General features: G+C 56.2%; 17 protein-coding genes and 1 pseudogene. 9 read left to right on the plus strand and 9 right to left on the minus strand.

Translation table 11 applies throughout. The features are described from left to right. Window positions 1-219 precede the first annotated feature (219 nt). Window positions 220-567 carry an REP-associated tyrosine transposase gene (locus tag KDX30_RS12570; protein WP_406643850.1) on the plus strand — a complete coding sequence of 116 codons (348 nt, stop codon included), beginning with the start codon at window positions 220-222 and terminating at the stop codon, window positions 565-567. 238 nt (window positions 568-805) lie between these two features. Here the strand turns inward: KDX30_RS12570 and KDX30_RS12575 are convergent, their stop codons facing one another. Then, window positions 806-1,465: a TIGR04211 family SH3 domain-containing protein gene (locus KDX30_RS12575; RefSeq protein WP_231676126.1), complete on the minus strand. Its 660-nt coding sequence runs from the start codon at window positions 1,463-1,465 to the stop codon at window positions 806-808. Window positions 1,466-1,469: 4 nt separating this feature from the next. Here KDX30_RS12575 and KDX30_RS29485 point away from each other — a divergent pair, with 4 nt between their 5' ends. Together KDX30_RS29485 and KDX30_RS12580 are read left to right on the plus strand one after the other, a co-directional pair. Continuing rightward, on the plus strand, window positions 1,470-1,601 hold the full coding sequence (locus KDX30_RS29485; RefSeq protein WP_255879654.1) for a hypothetical protein: 132 nt from the start codon (window positions 1,470-1,472) through the stop codon (window positions 1,599-1,601). 204 nt (window positions 1,602-1,805) lie between these two features. Further along, window positions 1,806-2,300: a hypothetical protein gene (locus KDX30_RS12580; RefSeq protein ID WP_231676007.1), complete on the plus strand. Its 495-nt coding sequence runs from the start codon at window positions 1,806-1,808 to the stop codon at window positions 2,298-2,300. 21 nt (window positions 2,301-2,321) lie between these two features. Here the strand turns inward: KDX30_RS12580 and KDX30_RS12585 are convergent, their stop codons facing one another. Continuing rightward, window positions 2,322-3,518, minus strand: coding sequence for a class I SAM-dependent rRNA methyltransferase (locus KDX30_RS12585; protein ID WP_027899680.1), 1,197 nt, complete (start codon window positions 3,516-3,518; stop codon window positions 2,322-2,324). A 375-nt stretch (window positions 3,519-3,893) separates the two neighbouring features. On the opposite strand from KDX30_RS12585, the gene KDX30_RS12590 reads away from it, so the two are divergent. The 3 genes from KDX30_RS12590 (at window position 3,894) to KDX30_RS12600 (ending at window position 6,164) form a co-directional block, all read left to right on the plus strand. After that, a complete protein-coding gene (locus KDX30_RS12590; RefSeq protein WP_231676129.1) occupies window positions 3,894-4,706 on the plus strand; it encodes an HDOD domain-containing protein in 813 nt (270 codons plus the stop codon). A 43-nt stretch (window positions 4,707-4,749) separates the two neighbouring features. Further along, window positions 4,750-5,562 (plus strand): bifunctional DNA-formamidopyrimidine glycosylase/DNA-(apurinic or apyrimidinic site) lyase, encoded by an 813-nt coding sequence (gene mutM, locus KDX30_RS12595; protein ID WP_027899682.1) that lies wholly within the window; start codon window positions 4,750-4,752, stop codon window positions 5,560-5,562. Window positions 5,563-5,822: 260 nt separating this feature from the next. Continuing rightward, the gene (locus KDX30_RS12600; RefSeq protein WP_231676009.1) at window positions 5,823-6,164 is read left to right on the plus strand and encodes a multidrug transporter; all 342 of its coding nucleotides are present in this window, start codon (window positions 5,823-5,825) and stop codon (window positions 6,162-6,164) included. An 11-nt stretch (window positions 6,165-6,175) separates the two neighbouring features. On the opposite strand, the gene ggt is transcribed toward KDX30_RS12600, so the two are convergent. The 6 genes from ggt to KDX30_RS12630 form a co-directional block, all read right to left on the minus strand. Continuing rightward, window positions 6,176-7,891: a gamma-glutamyltransferase gene (gene ggt / locus KDX30_RS12605; RefSeq protein ID WP_231676010.1), complete on the minus strand. Its 1,716-nt coding sequence runs from the start codon at window positions 7,889-7,891 to the stop codon at window positions 6,176-6,178. A gap of 63 nt (window positions 7,892-7,954) precedes the next feature. Beyond that, window positions 7,955-8,206 carry a YfhL family 4Fe-4S dicluster ferredoxin gene (locus KDX30_RS12610; protein WP_027899685.1) on the minus strand — a complete coding sequence of 84 codons (252 nt, stop codon included), beginning with the start codon at window positions 8,204-8,206 and terminating at the stop codon, window positions 7,955-7,957. 100 nt (window positions 8,207-8,306) lie between these two features. Continuing rightward, complete coding sequence (gene coaD, locus KDX30_RS12615; protein ID WP_027899686.1) at window positions 8,307-8,786, minus strand: pantetheine-phosphate adenylyltransferase; 480 nt, start codon at window positions 8,784-8,786, stop codon at window positions 8,307-8,309. Between the two features lie 469 nt (window positions 8,787-9,255). Further along, window positions 9,256-10,686, minus strand: a complete 1,431-nt coding sequence (locus tag KDX30_RS12620) for a coniferyl aldehyde dehydrogenase (protein ID WP_231676012.1) — start codon at window positions 10,684-10,686, stop codon at window positions 9,256-9,258. Between the two features lie 114 nt (window positions 10,687-10,800). Then, a complete protein-coding gene (locus KDX30_RS12625; RefSeq protein ID WP_231676014.1) occupies window positions 10,801-11,388 on the minus strand; it encodes a mobile mystery protein B in 588 nt (195 codons plus the stop codon). Next, on the minus strand, window positions 11,379-11,843 hold the full coding sequence (locus KDX30_RS12630) for a mobile mystery protein A (protein ID WP_231676016.1): 465 nt from the start codon (window positions 11,841-11,843) through the stop codon (window positions 11,379-11,381). The genes KDX30_RS12625 and KDX30_RS12630 overlap by 10 nt, the downstream gene beginning before the upstream one ends. Before the next feature lie 192 nt (window positions 11,844-12,035). On the opposite strand from KDX30_RS12630, the pseudogene KDX30_RS12635 reads away from it, so the two are divergent. From KDX30_RS12635 to KDX30_RS12645, 3 genes and pseudogenes are all read left to right on the plus strand, one after another. Further along, a pseudogene (locus KDX30_RS12635) lies at window positions 12,036-12,240 on the plus strand (enolase C-terminal domain-like protein); the annotation flags it as partial. A gap of 92 nt (window positions 12,241-12,332) precedes the next feature. After that, the gene (locus KDX30_RS12640; RefSeq protein WP_122806142.1) at window positions 12,333-13,004 is read left to right on the plus strand and encodes a TetR/AcrR family transcriptional regulator; all 672 of its coding nucleotides are present in this window, start codon (window positions 12,333-12,335) and stop codon (window positions 13,002-13,004) included. A gap of 63 nt (window positions 13,005-13,067) precedes the next feature. Then, entirely contained in the window at window positions 13,068-13,922 is an 855-nt protein-coding gene (locus KDX30_RS12645; protein WP_231676019.1) for a sulfurtransferase, read from the plus strand. 170 nt (window positions 13,923-14,092) lie between these two features. Here the strand turns inward: KDX30_RS12645 and KDX30_RS12650 are convergent, their stop codons facing one another. Next, window positions 14,093-15,115, minus strand: a complete 1,023-nt coding sequence (locus KDX30_RS12650; RefSeq protein WP_231676022.1) for a hydrolase — start codon at window positions 15,113-15,115, stop codon at window positions 14,093-14,095. Window positions 15,116-15,193: the final 78 nt, after the last annotated feature.

Here is a 15,193-nt window from a genome sequence, read left to right on the forward strand (position 1 = left end):
GTGGGATTTATGGATGAACGCTGGATCCGATACATTCGGCAGCACTCGCTTTGCGGCAATATCAACGTCGGAAGGCTAGCGTTTTAAGCTTTCAGCGGAGGGCAATGGATTGTCAGATTTCCACCGTAGTGAACGAGCCCGCACCGGTAGGTACTCGCAGCCTGGTCTGATCTATTTACTCACCTCTGTAGCTCAGGGCCGACAGCCTGTTTTTGCGGATTGGAGGCTTGGACGCTGTGTTGTAAAAGAGTTTCGAAGTGCTCAGGAACAGGGTTTGATCCATTCACTTGCGTGGTGGTGATGCCGGATCATTTTCATTGGCTTGTCGAGCTTCAGTCTGGAACTTTGCAAGCGCTGATGCAGGGCACAAAATCCCGTAGTGCAATTGCGGTCAATCGTATGAGGGGATGTAGCGAACAGCTTTGGCAGCGAGGATTCCACGACCGTGCCATGCGCTACGACGAGGATTTGCTGAAGGCCGCCCGCTACATCATCGCGAACCCCTTAAGAGCAAGGTTGGTAAAGCGCGTTGGGGATTATCCGCTTTGGGATGCTGTCTGGCTTTAAGTACGTCATCGCGAGCAAGCTCACTCCTACAGTTGGAATGCGTTCCCCTGTAGGAGTGAGCTTGCTCGCGATGACGTCATGTGCCGCAACGCAAAATCAGTTTTGATAATGCGTTTCCCTGTAGGAGTGAGCTTGCTCGCGATGGCGTCATGTGCCGCAACGCAAAATCAGTTTTGATAATGCGTTTCCCTGTAGGAGCGCGCTTGCCCGCGATTGCGTCAGTTGTCGTTACGCAGGTTTAAACCCAACCATCATTCTTCTTACGGCCGCGTGTCATGGCCGGGATGATCAGGCCGACGAGGAGGCCTGCGCCGGCGATGCTGCCGCCGTAGACCATATAGCGCATCAGGACGAGGTTGTTCTCATCGCCGAGTTTGGCCTGTGTGGTCCGCAGTTCTGACTGGGCCGCGGTGAGTTGCTCGTTGAGGTCTTTACTGCGGGCTTCGAGCTCATCGATCAGCTTTTTACGGGTATCCAGGGTTTCCTGCATGCCTTGCACGCGCACCTTCCAGCCGTCATCGATGGTCTTGAGCTGGCCACTCAGATCAGCCACCTGTTCAGTCAGCTCCGGCAGACGTTCGGCCTGGCCGGGCTGGCTTTGCAGGTCGGCAGTCGGAATCCATACCGAGTTACCACCCTCGCGCACCTGGCTGTACTCGCCTTGAGTGCTGATCAGCTCAACCTTCTGGCCGGACTTAAGGGTACCGACAATCCGATAGCCGTCGGTTGGTCCGCTGCGCACATACGTATTGAGGCTGTCACTGACCCAGCGGTCGTTGGCTTTGGGTTCTGCCGCATGGGCTGTAGTGCAAGCAGCGATCAGCAAGCCAGCGCCTAGAGTGCGGTAGTTGAAAACACGAGGAAGACGAGAAATGAATGCTGAAAGATGACGAGACATAGACATGGTTATCTTCGATAAAAGGAAAGATAAAGGCGCCGATGGTCGGGCCGGTAAAGATGGGGCAGTGATCTGCAGGGCAAAAGCGCTGCAACTGCGATGGATGATCGGCATGGGCGAAAAGGGGAATACATGAGCCTTTTGGGGCTCAACGCCAGCAACGCCATCCTTTTTCATCCCCACACACTGACCGTCAAAAAACGTTCGGGTTCATTGCCGGGGTGTGACAGTGACGGAATTCTGACTTGCGGTAGAAAGTCTTGGCTAGGATGACAGCGAATAGCTCGGCAGATGATCGTGGTATCTAACGTACAGTTTTGTTTGTAGGAGGTTTCTGAAAGTGCTGCTGACGGATTTTTTACATCCAGTCATCTCTATAGGATGCCGACGCACCGCAGCGCTTTCCACTAGGGAGGCCCGGTTTGGTCGGGAGGATGAAGTGGGCGACAATTTTGTTTGTGTCGTAGGCATGAAGGCGGATTGCAGTGATTGCGACAAAACGTTTTTACCAAGCAAGGAGCAGCAAAAAACATTGTTTATAAGGCAGCCTTTGGCCTGTCCACATTGTCGATGCATGTTGATCTCCCCTCAAGAGCAGCTTGATGCTCTAGGAGATAAGGGCAATCCTGGAATGAGCTATATCCCGACGATGATAATTATGGGTATCTGCAACATGGTGTTTTTCGGGATGGTTATAGCGGGGATAATCGATCAAGAGGCCGTGATTCTTCTAGGATTCGCGGTAGCAATTTTTGGTCTCATGATAGTGAGCTTCGGTTTCAGATCTGCTACTCGTGACCTGAAAATCCGGCTGGAGAAATACGACTCCCCTTGATTCAAAGGGAGTCGTTACAGCTTAGCTATTTGGCAACAACCGGCACGTGATGCTCTTGATGTAGCGTGTTTCGGCGATCGCCGGGTGTACCGGGTGATCCGGGCCCTGGCCGCCGCGCTCGAGCAGCTGGATGTTGCGATCCAGGTGGCGGGCGCTGGTCAGCAGGATGTTTTGCAGGTCATCTTCCGGCAAATGCATCGAGCACGAGGCGCTGATCAGGATGCCGTCCTTGCTGAGCAAACGCATGGCTTGCTCGTTCAGGCGACGGTATCCGGCTTCGCCATTCTTCAGGTCTTTCTTGCGTTTGATGAAGGCCGGAGGGTCGGCAACGATCACGTCGAAGCGCTCTTCGCTGGCTTTCAGCTCTTTAAGGGCTGCGAACACATCACCTTCGATGCAGGTGAGTTTCTCCGCAAAACCGTTCAGTGCAGCGTTGCGCTCCACACCGTCCAGTGCAAATGCAGATGCATCGACGCAGGTTACGTCAGTGGCGCCGAACGCTGCTGCCTGAATGCCCCAGCCACCGATGTAGCTGTAGAGGTCCAGAACACGTTTGCCTTTTACGTACGGGGCAATGCGGGCGCGGTTCATGCGGTGATCGTAGAACCAGCCGGTTTTCTGACCTTCCATGACCGGCGCTTCGAATTTCACGCCGTTCTCTTCCAGCGCGACCCACTCCGGAACCAGGCCAAATGCGGTTTCCACATAACGGTTCAGGCCTTCTGCATCCCGCGCAGCCGAGTCGTTCTTGAACAGGATGCCGCTTGGCTTGAGCACTTGAACCAGGGCGGCAAGCACGTCTTCCTTGTGTTTTTCCATGGTGGCTGACGCCAGCTGGACCACCAGAATGTCGCCGAAACGATCAACGACCAAGCCCGGCAGCAGGTCCGAGTCGCCATAGACCAGGCGATAGAACGGCTTGTCGAACAGGCGGTCACGCAGAGACAAGGCCACATTGAGGCGATGCACCAGCAACGATTTGTCCAGCGGCAACTTGACGTCCCGCGACAGCAGGCGGGCGCAGATCAGGTTGTTGGGGCTCATGGCGACGATGCCCAGCGCTTTGCCGCCTGCGGCTTCCAGCACGGCTTGATCACCTGCGGCAAAGCCGTGCAGCGGGGTCGCGGCTACGTCGATTTCGTTGCTGTAGACCCACAAGTGACCGGCGCGCAGGCGACGGTCGGCGTTGGCTTTGAGGCGCAAGCTAGGCAAGGACATGACGTCGCTCCGGAAAAAAGAGCGGGATTATAGCGCGTCATCTCGCTCTGGGGCGCGATGATGTGAATTAACCGGCTAGCGGTTGTGCAGCCGCAGGCTCGATCATCCCAACCGCCCGAGTCCTGCTTTTGAAACAGATTTCTACAGAATCTTCGCAGCTTGAAATGCCTGCACATCTCGATATTTTTTAGCGGCTTGCAAGGGCCGTTGCTTCAGTGTCGGGATAATTGACGCCTTTTAGGCGATTACCGTCGGCATTGATGGCTATAAAGCCACGGGCATGAAGGAGTAGAATCCAGATCTGTCCTTGAGTGTTGACCTATGTCCCAAGAGCTTACGTCCGAGCAGATTCAGCACGTCTTGCAAGGCATCAGTGTGCCTCCGCAACCGCAAATCATGGTGGATTTGCAGATGGAGCAGTACATGCCCGACCCCGATCTTGATGTGATCGCGAAGCTGATTTCTCAAGATCCTGGTTTGTCAGGGGCTCTGCTGAAAATCGTCAACTCGGCTCACTACGGGCTTGCCAACAAGATTGCCTCGATCCAGAAGGCGGTCAATCTGTTGGGGATTCGCTCTGTGATCAACCTGATCAATGCGCAGTCGATCAAGGGCGAGATGAGCGATGAAACCATCGTGACGCTGAACCGTTTCTGGGATTCGACTCAGGACGTGGCGATGACCAGTCTGACGCTGGCCAAGCGCATTGGCTCGCAAACTGTGGACGAGTCCTACGCGCTGGGTCTTTTCCATGACTGCGGCATTCCCCTGATGCTTAAGCGCTTTCCCAACTATATGGAGGTCTTGGAGCAGGCTTATACCAGTGCACGTGGGGAGCGCCGGGTCGTGGACACTGAAAACGAAACGTTTGATACCAATCACGCCGTTGTAGGCTATTTCACTGCGAAGTCCTGGCGTTTGCCCGAACATGTCACCAACGCCATCGCTAATCACCATAATGCACTGGCGATTTTTCAGGATGACTCCAACCGTAATGCACCGCTGAAGAACCTGCTGGCAGTGTTGAAAATGGCCGAGCATATCTGCGCGTCGCACAAGGTACTCGGCAACGAAGACGAAGATCACGAGTGGGATGCCATCGGGCATCTGATCCTCGATTACGTTGGTCTGTCCGATTACGATTTCGAAAACCTTAAAGAAAGCATTCGCGAACTGTCCGCGCATTGATCCTGCGCACTGTTGCATCGCTTCGCGCATCACCGAGTTATCCATGCCTGAACTACCCGAAGTTGAAACCACCCGCCGGGGCATTGCGCCTCACCTCGAAGGTCAACGTGTCAGCCGCGTCATTGTGCGTGACCGACGTCTGCGCTGGCCGATCCCGGAAGATCTGGATGTGCGCCTCTCAGGGCAGAAGATCGTGGTGGTCGAGCGACGCGCCAAGTATTTACTGATTCAGGCCGAAGTCGGAACCTTGATCAGCCACCTGGGCATGTCAGGCAACTTGCGTCTGGTGGAGGCCGGCATGCCCGCGCTCAAGCATGAGCATGTGGATATCGAGCTGGAGTCCGGCATGGCGCTGCGTTATACCGATCCACGTCGGTTCGGCGCAATGCTCTGGAGCCTGGACCCGCTTAATCATGAACTACTGGTACGCCTGGGCCCTGAGCCGCTGACTGATTTGTTCGATGGTCAGCGCCTGTTCGAGCGTTCGCGGGGCAAGTCCATTGCGGTCAAGCCGTTCATCATGGACAACGCGGTAGTGGTGGGCGTTGGGAATATCTATGCCACCGAAGCGTTATTTGCGGCCGGTATTGATCCGCGCCGAGAGGCCAAAACCATTTCTCGTGCCCGCTATCTGAGATTGGCGATTGAGATCAAACGCATCCTGGCCGCCGCCATCGAGCGTGGCGGTACGACATTGCGTGACTTCATTGGCGGTGATGGGCAGCCTGGTTACTTCCAGCAAGAGTTGTTTGCCTACGGCCGTGGCGAGCAGCCCTGCAAAATCTGTGGCACTACGTTGCGTGAGATCAAGCTGGGGCAGCGGGCGAGTGTGTATTGCCCGAAGTGTCAGAAGTGATTCGACTAAACGCTCGGAAAGTGGACGATTCGATGTTTGCCTGCAAGCTCAAATGAGATGCAAATCCTGTGGATGCGGTGCTTGCTCGCGATTCTAGCGACTCGGTCTGTCCGGGAGTTGTGTCTAGACTTATCGCGGGCAAGCCCGGCTCCCACAAGGGAGTCGCTTCAACATATTGTTGTGTTTGCCGCACTTGCTTAACCGTCATCGCTGTTTATAGTTAACGGCATCCCAAACCGCTGTACATGAAGGACCATGCCATGAAGCCGTTTCGACTGATCGCCGCCAGCCTGGCTTTGATTTTCGGCATGCAGGCAATGCCTGTAACGGCCAACGAGCCGGTGAATCACGGCAGCGGAGACCCGGTTTACAGCATCCAGAATCCACCGGCTTACGCCATGATCGGCGATTTGCTGATTGCCCGACCGCTACTGATCGCAGCCACTATTGTCGGCGCCGGGTTGTTTGTTGTTGCTCTGCCTTTCACCGCGATGGGCGGTGGTATTGGCCGCACTGGCAAGGCACTGGTCGTTGACCCGGGCAAGGCAGCTTTTGTGCGCTGCCTGGGCTGCACAGGTGATGGTTATAACAGGCAGGAGTAAGGCATGTCTGCTCAGGGCGCGGTTTGCCTGACCTTCGGATCGAATGTTTCTGACACGCCCAGGCCTCTCGGGTCGCTGGCCGCTTCGATACGTTTCCCGGTCTTGTCCCACAGCAACACTTGTTGATTGCCATAGCCTCGCGAAACTTCCTTGAAGTGATAACCGCGCGATTGCAGCGCTTTCAATTCTTCCTGACTGAACGCTCCCGGCTCGTGCTCGACCACGTCCGGTAGGTACTGGTGATGGTAGCGCGGCACGGCTGGCCAACTGGCAACCGGTTGGCCATTCAGATACTCCAGCATCGACAGCAGCACCATGCTCGGAATACGGCTGCCACCCGGCGTGCCGAACGCGGCGAACTCATCGGGGCTTTCCAGAAAGCTCGGGCTCATGCTGGACAGTGGACGTTTCCCGGCCGCAATCGAATTGGCTTTACTGCCTGCCAGTCCATAGGCGTTGCTGCCTTGTGGGTCGGCAGCGAAATCATCCATTTCGTCGTTCAGCACAACGCCTGTACCCGGCACCGTGAACGCCGCGCCGAATGGCAAATTGACTGACAGCGTCGCCGCGACTGCATTGCCGTCTGTGTCCAGAACGGCAAAATGGGTGGTGTGTTCACCTTCACGCCAGCGCGGTGAAGGCTCAAGGCTGCTGCTTGGCGTCGCGTCTTGAGGGTTGATGCTGCCCGCCAGATGCACCAGATACTCGCGATCCAGCAGATGATCGAGAGGATTGGCGACGAAGTCCGGATCGCCCAGCAGGCCACGGTCGCGATAAGCGCGCCGCAGTACTTCCAATACGTAGTGTGTGCGCTGAACTTTGTCTGACTGCTGCCATGGGAGTTGCTGCAGCATCATCAGGCTTTGGGCCAACGCTACGCCGCCAGCTGAGGGGGGTGGGGCGCTGATCAGCTCTCGCTGGTCATCCAGGCGAAAACGCAGCGGCGCTCGGGTCGCGACCTGATACTGAGCCAGATCCTCTGAATTCCAGATGCCGCCTGCTGTTTTTACGCCATGAACCAGCGACTGAGCCGTCAGACCAGCGTAGAAACCATCGCGGCCATTGTTGGCCAGCCGGTTCAGCGTCGCGGCCAGCTCCGGCTGCTGGATGATCGCGCCCATCGCCGGGACTTCGCCGTTACGCAGAAACAGCCGGGCGCTTTCCGGGTCGTCGCGCAGTGCGGATAGACGAGCCTGAGCGCGTTGCTGATAAATTCTGTCCACCGGAAAGCCCTGATACGCCAGGCGAATGGCCGGTGCCATGGAGATGTTCAGTGGTAGCTTGCCATAACGCTCGGCCAATTCGACCAATGCTGCGGGCAGACCCGGAATGGCGGCGGCCAGAGGGCCGTTCAGTGAGAGGCCGGGTTGTACTTTGCCATCGCGGCGATAGAGATCGTAAGTCGCTTTGAGCGGGGCCTTTTCTCGCGCATCCAGAAATACATAGCCTGTCTGCGCGCCGCTTTGGCGCAACAGGAAGAACCCGCCGCCGCCCAGTCCCGAACCGTAAGGTTCAACCACGGCCAGCGCGGCGCTGATGGCCACGGCAGCGTCGAAGGCATTGCCGCCCGCCACCATGATCTCCCGACCCGCTGCAGTGGCTTCTGGATGCGGGCTGGCGATGGCGGATTTTGCAGGGCGGGGAAATGCGGTTTCAGCAGCGACAGTCGTCTGCGCTGACAAAGCGCAAAGCAAAAAAACGCTGGATAGAACGTGCTTGAAGATCATGCCGGATTCGCTTTGGTCGGCCGGCAAGATAGCTGGATGTCGGCGATCAGGAGACGCCGACGGTCAAGCCTTGCCGGTGATGATCAGGTATTTGTTCATCAGCTCGTCTTTGCTTTCGACGCGGTTTTCATCCAGCGGGATGCAATCCACGGGGCAGACTTGCTGACATTGTGGCTCGTCGTAATGGCCAACGCATTCGGTGCACAGGTTCGGATTGATCACGTAGATCTCCTCGCCTTGAGAAATCGCCTCGTTCGGGCACTCGGGTTCGCAGACGTCGCAATTGATGCAATCGTCAGTGATGATCAGGGACATGGAACACTCCTGCCACGGTCAATGCCGGGGCATATGAAATCTAATGCGGCGAATTGTGCCGCATTAGTCGTTTCGTTGCACCCGGACGTTACCGTAAAACTCAGCGTTTGAAGCGTTCAGTCAGCGCCTCGGCGACAGCCGGATGAACAAATTTGGTGATATCTCCGCCCAGGGCCGCGATTTCACGGACCAGCGTCGAGGAAATAAACGAGTACCGTTCGGATGGCGTGAGGAACAGACTTTCGACGTCCGGTGCCAGTTGGCGGTTCATATTGGCCAGCTGGAACTCGTATTCGAAGTCGGAGACGGCGCGCAGACCACGCAAGAACACATTGGCATTCTGTTCTTTGGCAAAGTGCGCCAGCAGTGTCGAAAAGCCTACCACCTCGACATTCGGCAGATGCTTGGTGACCTCTTGTGCCAGCTCCACACGCTGTTCCAGTGGGAAAAGCGGGTTTTTCTTCGGGCTGGCGGCGACCGCAATGATCACATGATCGAACAGGCGCGATGCGCGCTCGACCAGATCGCCGTGGCCCTTGGTAATAGGGTCGAAGGTGCCTGGATACAACACTCGGTTCATCGCGTCGTCCTGGTCGGAGTCCTTGGGGAGTCGGATGGTAGCGCAGCATTCCCGGTGGGCCAAGTCGAAGTGCTGAAGGCTAAGGTCGTATTGCCATTGAAATCGGGTGTTAGAGCTGTGTATGCCCTGTCCCTGCCGGACATCGCGAAACGGTAGAAATGTAGGAGTGAGCTTGCTCGCGATAGCGGTCTTTCTGTCACAAAATAGTTGATTGGCAGAACGTTATCGCGAGCAAGCTCACTCCTACAGGGGCCATGTTTGCCGCGAGTCAGGGCGGTGTGATGGACTCCGGGGCAGCTCCCATCAAACTACATGTATGCAATTGAATTGGAATGCGTTCTGTAGGAGCGCACGAGCAATGCGAGGCCGCGAAAGCGGTATCAGGTAGAACGCCTTCGCTGCCTCGCGGTGCTCGTAGGCTCCTACAGTGCGGTGTCGATTCGTATGCACTAAAGACAGAGCCCAGCCATCACCGGATAAACAGTTTATAGACCAACCTTAGCATCGCTTTCCCATAAGGCGGATAGATCAGCCGGGCAGCGTTGAAACGCTGTTTGATCAGCACGCCTTTGGCCTTGCTGAAGGTCAGGAAGCCTTCATGGCCGTGGTAATGGCCCATCCCGGAAGGGCCGACGCCGCCAAACGGCAAGTCATCCTGGGCGACATGCAGCAGGGTGTCATTCAGGCACACCCCCCCGGAATGGGTCTGCTCCAGCACGCGTTGTTGTTCGGCTTTGTCGTAGCCGAAGTAATACAAGGCCAGTGGGCGAGGGCGCTGATTTACGTAGGCGAATGCCTCGTCGATCCCTGAGTACGGCACGATGGGCAGGAGTGGGCCGAAGATTTCGTCCTGCATCACCAGCATATCTTCGCTGACATCAAGCAGCAGGCTGAACGGCATGCGTCGATCCTGGCCGCTTTCGTAAAGCGAAATAATCTGTGCGCCTTTGTCTGCGGCGTCATCCAGATAATGGTTCAGCCGAGCCAACTGACGCTGATTGATGATCGCCGTGTAATCCGGGTTGTCAGCCAGCGTGGGGTAAAACCTGAGGACGGCGGTTTTGTACGCTTCGATGAATCCTGTCACGCGATCCTCCGGCACCAATACGTAATCAGGCGCGACGCAGGTTTGCCCGGCGTTTAGCGTCTTGCCGAAAGCGATGCGCTCGGCCGCGTCCTTCAACGGCACATCACGGGACACGATAGCCGGGGACTTGCCACCAAGCTCAAGCGTAACCGGCGTGAGATTTTCCGCAGCAGCACGCATGACATGCTTGCCAACGCTGGTTGCGCCCGTGAACAACAAGTGGTCGAACGGCAACCCTGAGAAGGCGATGCCGACGTCCGCTTCGCCCAGCACTACGGCGACCAGATCTTCCGGGAACACCTGCGCGAACAGACGTTTGAGCAGTTCACCGGTGGCCGGTGTTGACTCACTGAGTTTGAGCATCACCCGATTACCCGCCGCCAACGCCCCAATCATTGGCCCTATTGCCAAAAACAGCGGGTAATTCCAGGGCACGATAACCCCCACGACGCCCAGCGGTTGATACACCACTTTGGCCGATGCGGGCTGGAAGGCGATGCCCACTTTTCGTCTGGCAGGCTTCATCCATTTTTTCAGGTGCCTACGGGCGTCCTTGATGCCGAACAGGCTGGGCATCAACTCGGCGAGCAACGTCTCATCAGCACTGCGATGGCTGAAGTCACTGCTGATTGCCTCGATCAAAGCCTGCTGCTCGGCGCAGAGCAGGTCATGCAGACTGGCAAGCCATTGCAGGCGCTGGTCTGCGGTAGGCATCGGATTGGCGGCAAAGGCTTTGCGCTGCTCGGCAAACACTCGCTCAAGTTCGCTGGTGGGTTGTGAGCGATCCGATAACCAGGCAAGTTCGGCAGGCATGTGGCAATTCCGTTTGGAGTTATCCACTGGTTTTAGAGTTGTTGCTCTAGGAAGTCAAATTCCGTGTTGGGTTGCTATGTTTTCCGAGATTCTATGCTTTGAGTTAGCAGTGATTCAGCTACGGACGAACTCAATAAGCAAAGCGTAATTCCCGGCATCCGCGTCGCGCAGGGACTGGATGTATCGACCTCGAACTTCGCTGGCTAATACGAGGTTTTTGCTTCCCCAAGAGAACTCCGGATGGCCGCACTGCCTTAGAAGGGCGTCAGCCATGTAGCGAGCGTGTCGGCCGTTTCCGTTGGGGAAGGGGTGTATACAGACGAGCTCTCGATGGAAGCGGGCGGCTATCTCGTCGGGCTCAAAGCTCTCGTTCTCAATCCAATAGGTAACGTTCGCCAATAACTGATTTAGCTGGATCGCTATCTGAATGGGGTCGCAGCCAATGTTCTTTTCGGTTTTCCGAAAGGTGCCTGCCCAAATCCAGGTGTCGCCGAACATTTTCTTATGCAGGTTGCGGCAAAATTGTTCATTCAGCACATCAAGCTTTTTCTGGCCGTTGAGCCATCGAGTGGCTCTGAGCAGGTTTTCAGCTTCCCATTCGTCAAGCTCGCCCTGAGTGCTGATATGTTTTGGCTTAAGTCCGGCTGATTCGTCAGCATCCAGGGGCGTTTGGCCGGGTTTCAGGTTCGTCTCTAACGCCACAGTCGGCTCCACGCACCCGCGAGCAACTCCTGACGTCGCTCATTCACCTTACGTTCGACGAATGCGTCAGAGGGACGCTGATCTTCAAGGGCCATGGTGTGTGAAACCCCCATCACTTCTTTCTGTGCCAGCCATTGCGCACGGTCTTCGACCATTTCGTGCAGTGGATTTTTTGGCACAAGTGCATAGACCAGCTCGCAATCCAGTCCATTTGCCAGCTTTCGCAGCTGACCGAGCGTGATCCGGTCCTCGGCTTCAGACTTTTCGGATTTCTGGAGGGTCGTTGGTGACAGGTCCAGATATGCAGCCTGACTCCTTAAAGAGCGGCCGAGCGACTCTCGGATTGAACGCAGCCAACCCCCGGGCGGTACGGTTTTGCCTTTTAAAGCAGTGAATGGTTCCAATGCACGCTCTACCTGATTCAGACGCAGCTTGTTCAGTGACGAAGTACCCATGGAATCCCCCTTTTGGCAGCCATCAGGCAGCTTTGCAGAAATAACCGTAGGCCTATAGGTTGTGATTTTAGAAAAAATCGTAAGCCTTCAGGCGTACATATGTATTTTCATGTTAGCTCATAGGCATGCATCTGTATAAAAAATGTAAGCCTATAAGCCTACAACTATTTACGCGGTGTACGCCTATAGGGTGTCATTAAGGATGTGCCAAGAGGTGGTGGTATTACGCGTTATCTGAAAGTCGCGGCGATGGCCGAGCAGGCCGGGTTGATGCTGGGCACCGCACTTTGCCATGGAGTTGCATGTTTATCTGACAGCGGATTATCCGACAGAGCCGTGGAGCGAGCAGGTCAAGCCCTGGACCGCGCAGCAAGGGGAAATTGGCAAGCGTCCTTGAGGGAAAGTGATGTCCGGACGGTTGATGCCCGGACCTCATGCTTGCGTTAAGATCGCTGGATACCGATAACAGCCGAGCGATCAAGTGTGAGCCTGACCCCGCGTATCAAAACCCGTGAACGGATCGTGCTGAACAGTCTGGAACTGTTCAATCAACTGGGCGAACGCAGTGTCAGCACCAACCATATCGCGGCGCATCTGGAAATGTCGCCGGGCAATCTGTATTACCACTTCCCCAATAAGCAGGCGATCATCGCCGAGCTATTCACCGAATACGAAACTCTGGTGAACACCTTTCTGCGTCCGCCCAAAGGTCGCTTGCCCAGTGTCGAAGACAAACGTTATTACCTGTTGGAAATTCTCGACGGGATGTGGCGTTATCGTTTTTTGCATCGCGATCTGGAGCATCTGCTGGATTGCGATGTGGAACTGGCCGCGCGTTATCGACGCTTTTCGCAGCATTGCCTGATTCAGGCCATGGCCATTTATGGCGGATTCGTTGAGGCTGGCATCCTGCAGATGAACAAGGTGCAAATCGAGTCGCTGACGCTCAATACCTGGATCGTTCTGACGTCGTGGGTGCGTTTCCTCTGTACTACGCGGGAAACCAGCACTCACCTGAGTGCGGACGCCATGCGCCGTGGCGTTTATCAGGTGCTGATGCTTGAGTCGGGCTACGTGACCCCGCAGGCGCAAGACGAAGTGAAAGCGCTGTGCGAAGAATTTTACGTACCGTTGCATCAAGCGCTGGCGGATGGAGTCTGAACTTCGTGAGCTGCAACGATCTGGGAAAATGCTGAACCTTTCAATTGTCCACAGGAGCCTGTCATGCCTATCGCGCAACTGATCAGCCCGCAGCAGCTGGCGGCTCGCCAGCTACAGCCGGGGCTGGTGATTCTCGATTGTCGTTTTGCTCTGGAAGATACCTCCTACGGCCAGCGCAGCTATGCCGACGGGCACATCGACGGCTCGTCTTTCGCCGATCTGGAGCGTGATCTCAGCGGTCCGGTCAGCAAGGGGAAAACCGGCCGTCATCCTTTGCCGGATCCACAGAAGCTGGTTGAGCGCTTGCAGTACTGGGGCATTAACGCTGACAGCGATGTCGTGCTTTATGACGACGGACCTGGCGCTTTCGCTGCTCGAGCCTGGTGGTTGCTGGCCTGGTTGGGCAAACGGGACGGAGTATTTATCCTCGATGGTGGGCTGAAGGCCTGGCACGCTGCAGGTTTGCCGTTAAGCCTTGATCCTCCGGGCAAAGAACCGGGGAATTTTAAGGGCCAGCCTGATGACTCTCTGGTGTTGAGTGCCGATCAATTGCAGAAACGTCTCAATAAACCAGAGCTGACCCTGATCGATGCTCGCGCCGAAGCGCGTTTTCGCGGGGAAATGGAGCCTATTGATCCGGTTGCCGGACACATTCCCGGTGCGCAATGTGCGGCGTTCAATGAGAACCTCGGCCCGGACGGTCGCTTTTTACCGGTTGAGCAACTCAAGCAACGCTTCGCCGAAAAGCTTCAGGGACGCCCACCAGAGAGTCTGGTTGCCTATTGCGGGTCTGGTGTGACGGCGTGTCATAACCTGTTTGCGCTGTGTCTGGCGGGTTATCCGCTGGGGGCGTTGTACGCGGGGTCGTGGAGTGAGTGGATTACCGATCCGGGGCGTGAGGTTGCGACGGGGGCTTGAACGTAATCTTCTCCAGTAAAGATGAGCTGACTGGGTGTCCATGGCACCGGGCTGTATCGCGGCGAATATTTGACCTGTAGGAGCTGCCGAAGGCTGCGATAGCGATGTATCAGAATGAATGCCTCGCAGCCTTCGGCAGCTCCTACAGGGGATGTGTTTAATGTAATAAGCTAAAGCCCTGTCCCATGAGCACTCGTCAGCCACAACGGAATCCGCCGCTCAAGGTAATAGCCGGGATTCTTCAGCGAGCCGTCGACGAACCCTACGTGCCCGCCTTTTTCCTGTAGCTCGAACTCGGTGCTGGCAGACAGTTCTTCCGGTTCTGGCAGACTGTGCTTGAACACGAACGGATCGTCTGCCGCCTGGATAATCAGCGTCGGTGTGCGGATGTCTCCCAGGTAATAGCGACTGGACGCGCGGCGGTAGTAATCCTTGGCGTCTGCGAATCCATGCAGGGGGGCGGTTACCCGGCCATCGAAATCCCAGAACGTGCGCATGTTTTCCAGTGACCCCAGTGCGGACAATTCAGCCAGTCCTTCGCTGATCCCTTCGTCCTTGAAGTGACGCTGTTTGTCCTTTACGTACGTAACCATTTCCCGCATGAAATGCCGCTGGTAGACCCTGGAAAAGCCCATGCCAATGCGGTCGGCGCACTCATCCAGCCGGAACGGCACGGACACGGCCACTGCGCCTTGCAGATCACTGTTCTCGCCCGACTCACCCAGATATTTGAGCAGCACGTTGCCGCCCAATGAGTAACCCACTGCGTAAAGCGGTGCCAAGGGGCGTTTGGCTCTGAGGTGGGCAATGACTGACGCGAGGTCTTCGCTGGCGCCGGAGTGATAACTGCGCGACAGCAAGTTCGGCTCACCGGAACACCCTCGCCAGTTCAGTGCGACGCTGGCCCAACCTTCCAGAGCGATCGCCTTTTGCAAGCCGACCACATAAGGCGAGTTCGATGAGCCGGTCAGGCCGTGCAGCACCAGCACCAGTGGAGTGTTCAGCTCATGCGGGCCAAACCAGTCAAGATCGAGAAAGTCCCCATCGGCCAGCCAGATACGCTCACGTTGTCGTTCGATTCGATTTTTTCTTCGCCATAGCGGGCCCCATAAGGTCTGCAGATGGGGATTGCCCAGGCCTGATGCGGGAATGAAGCGATTGGCGAAGGAGGATTTAGCAGGGCGTGTGAACACGGTCGTCCTCTCTCGGCGGATTGCGTATAGATGTACGTTGCCACAAGTGGCGAGGGATGTAAGGAAGTTGCTGCTGAG

This window comes from Pseudomonas quasicaspiana (assembly GCF_021147825.1).
GTDB lineage: Bacteria > Pseudomonadota > Gammaproteobacteria > Pseudomonadales > Pseudomonadaceae > Aquipseudomonas > Aquipseudomonas quasicaspiana.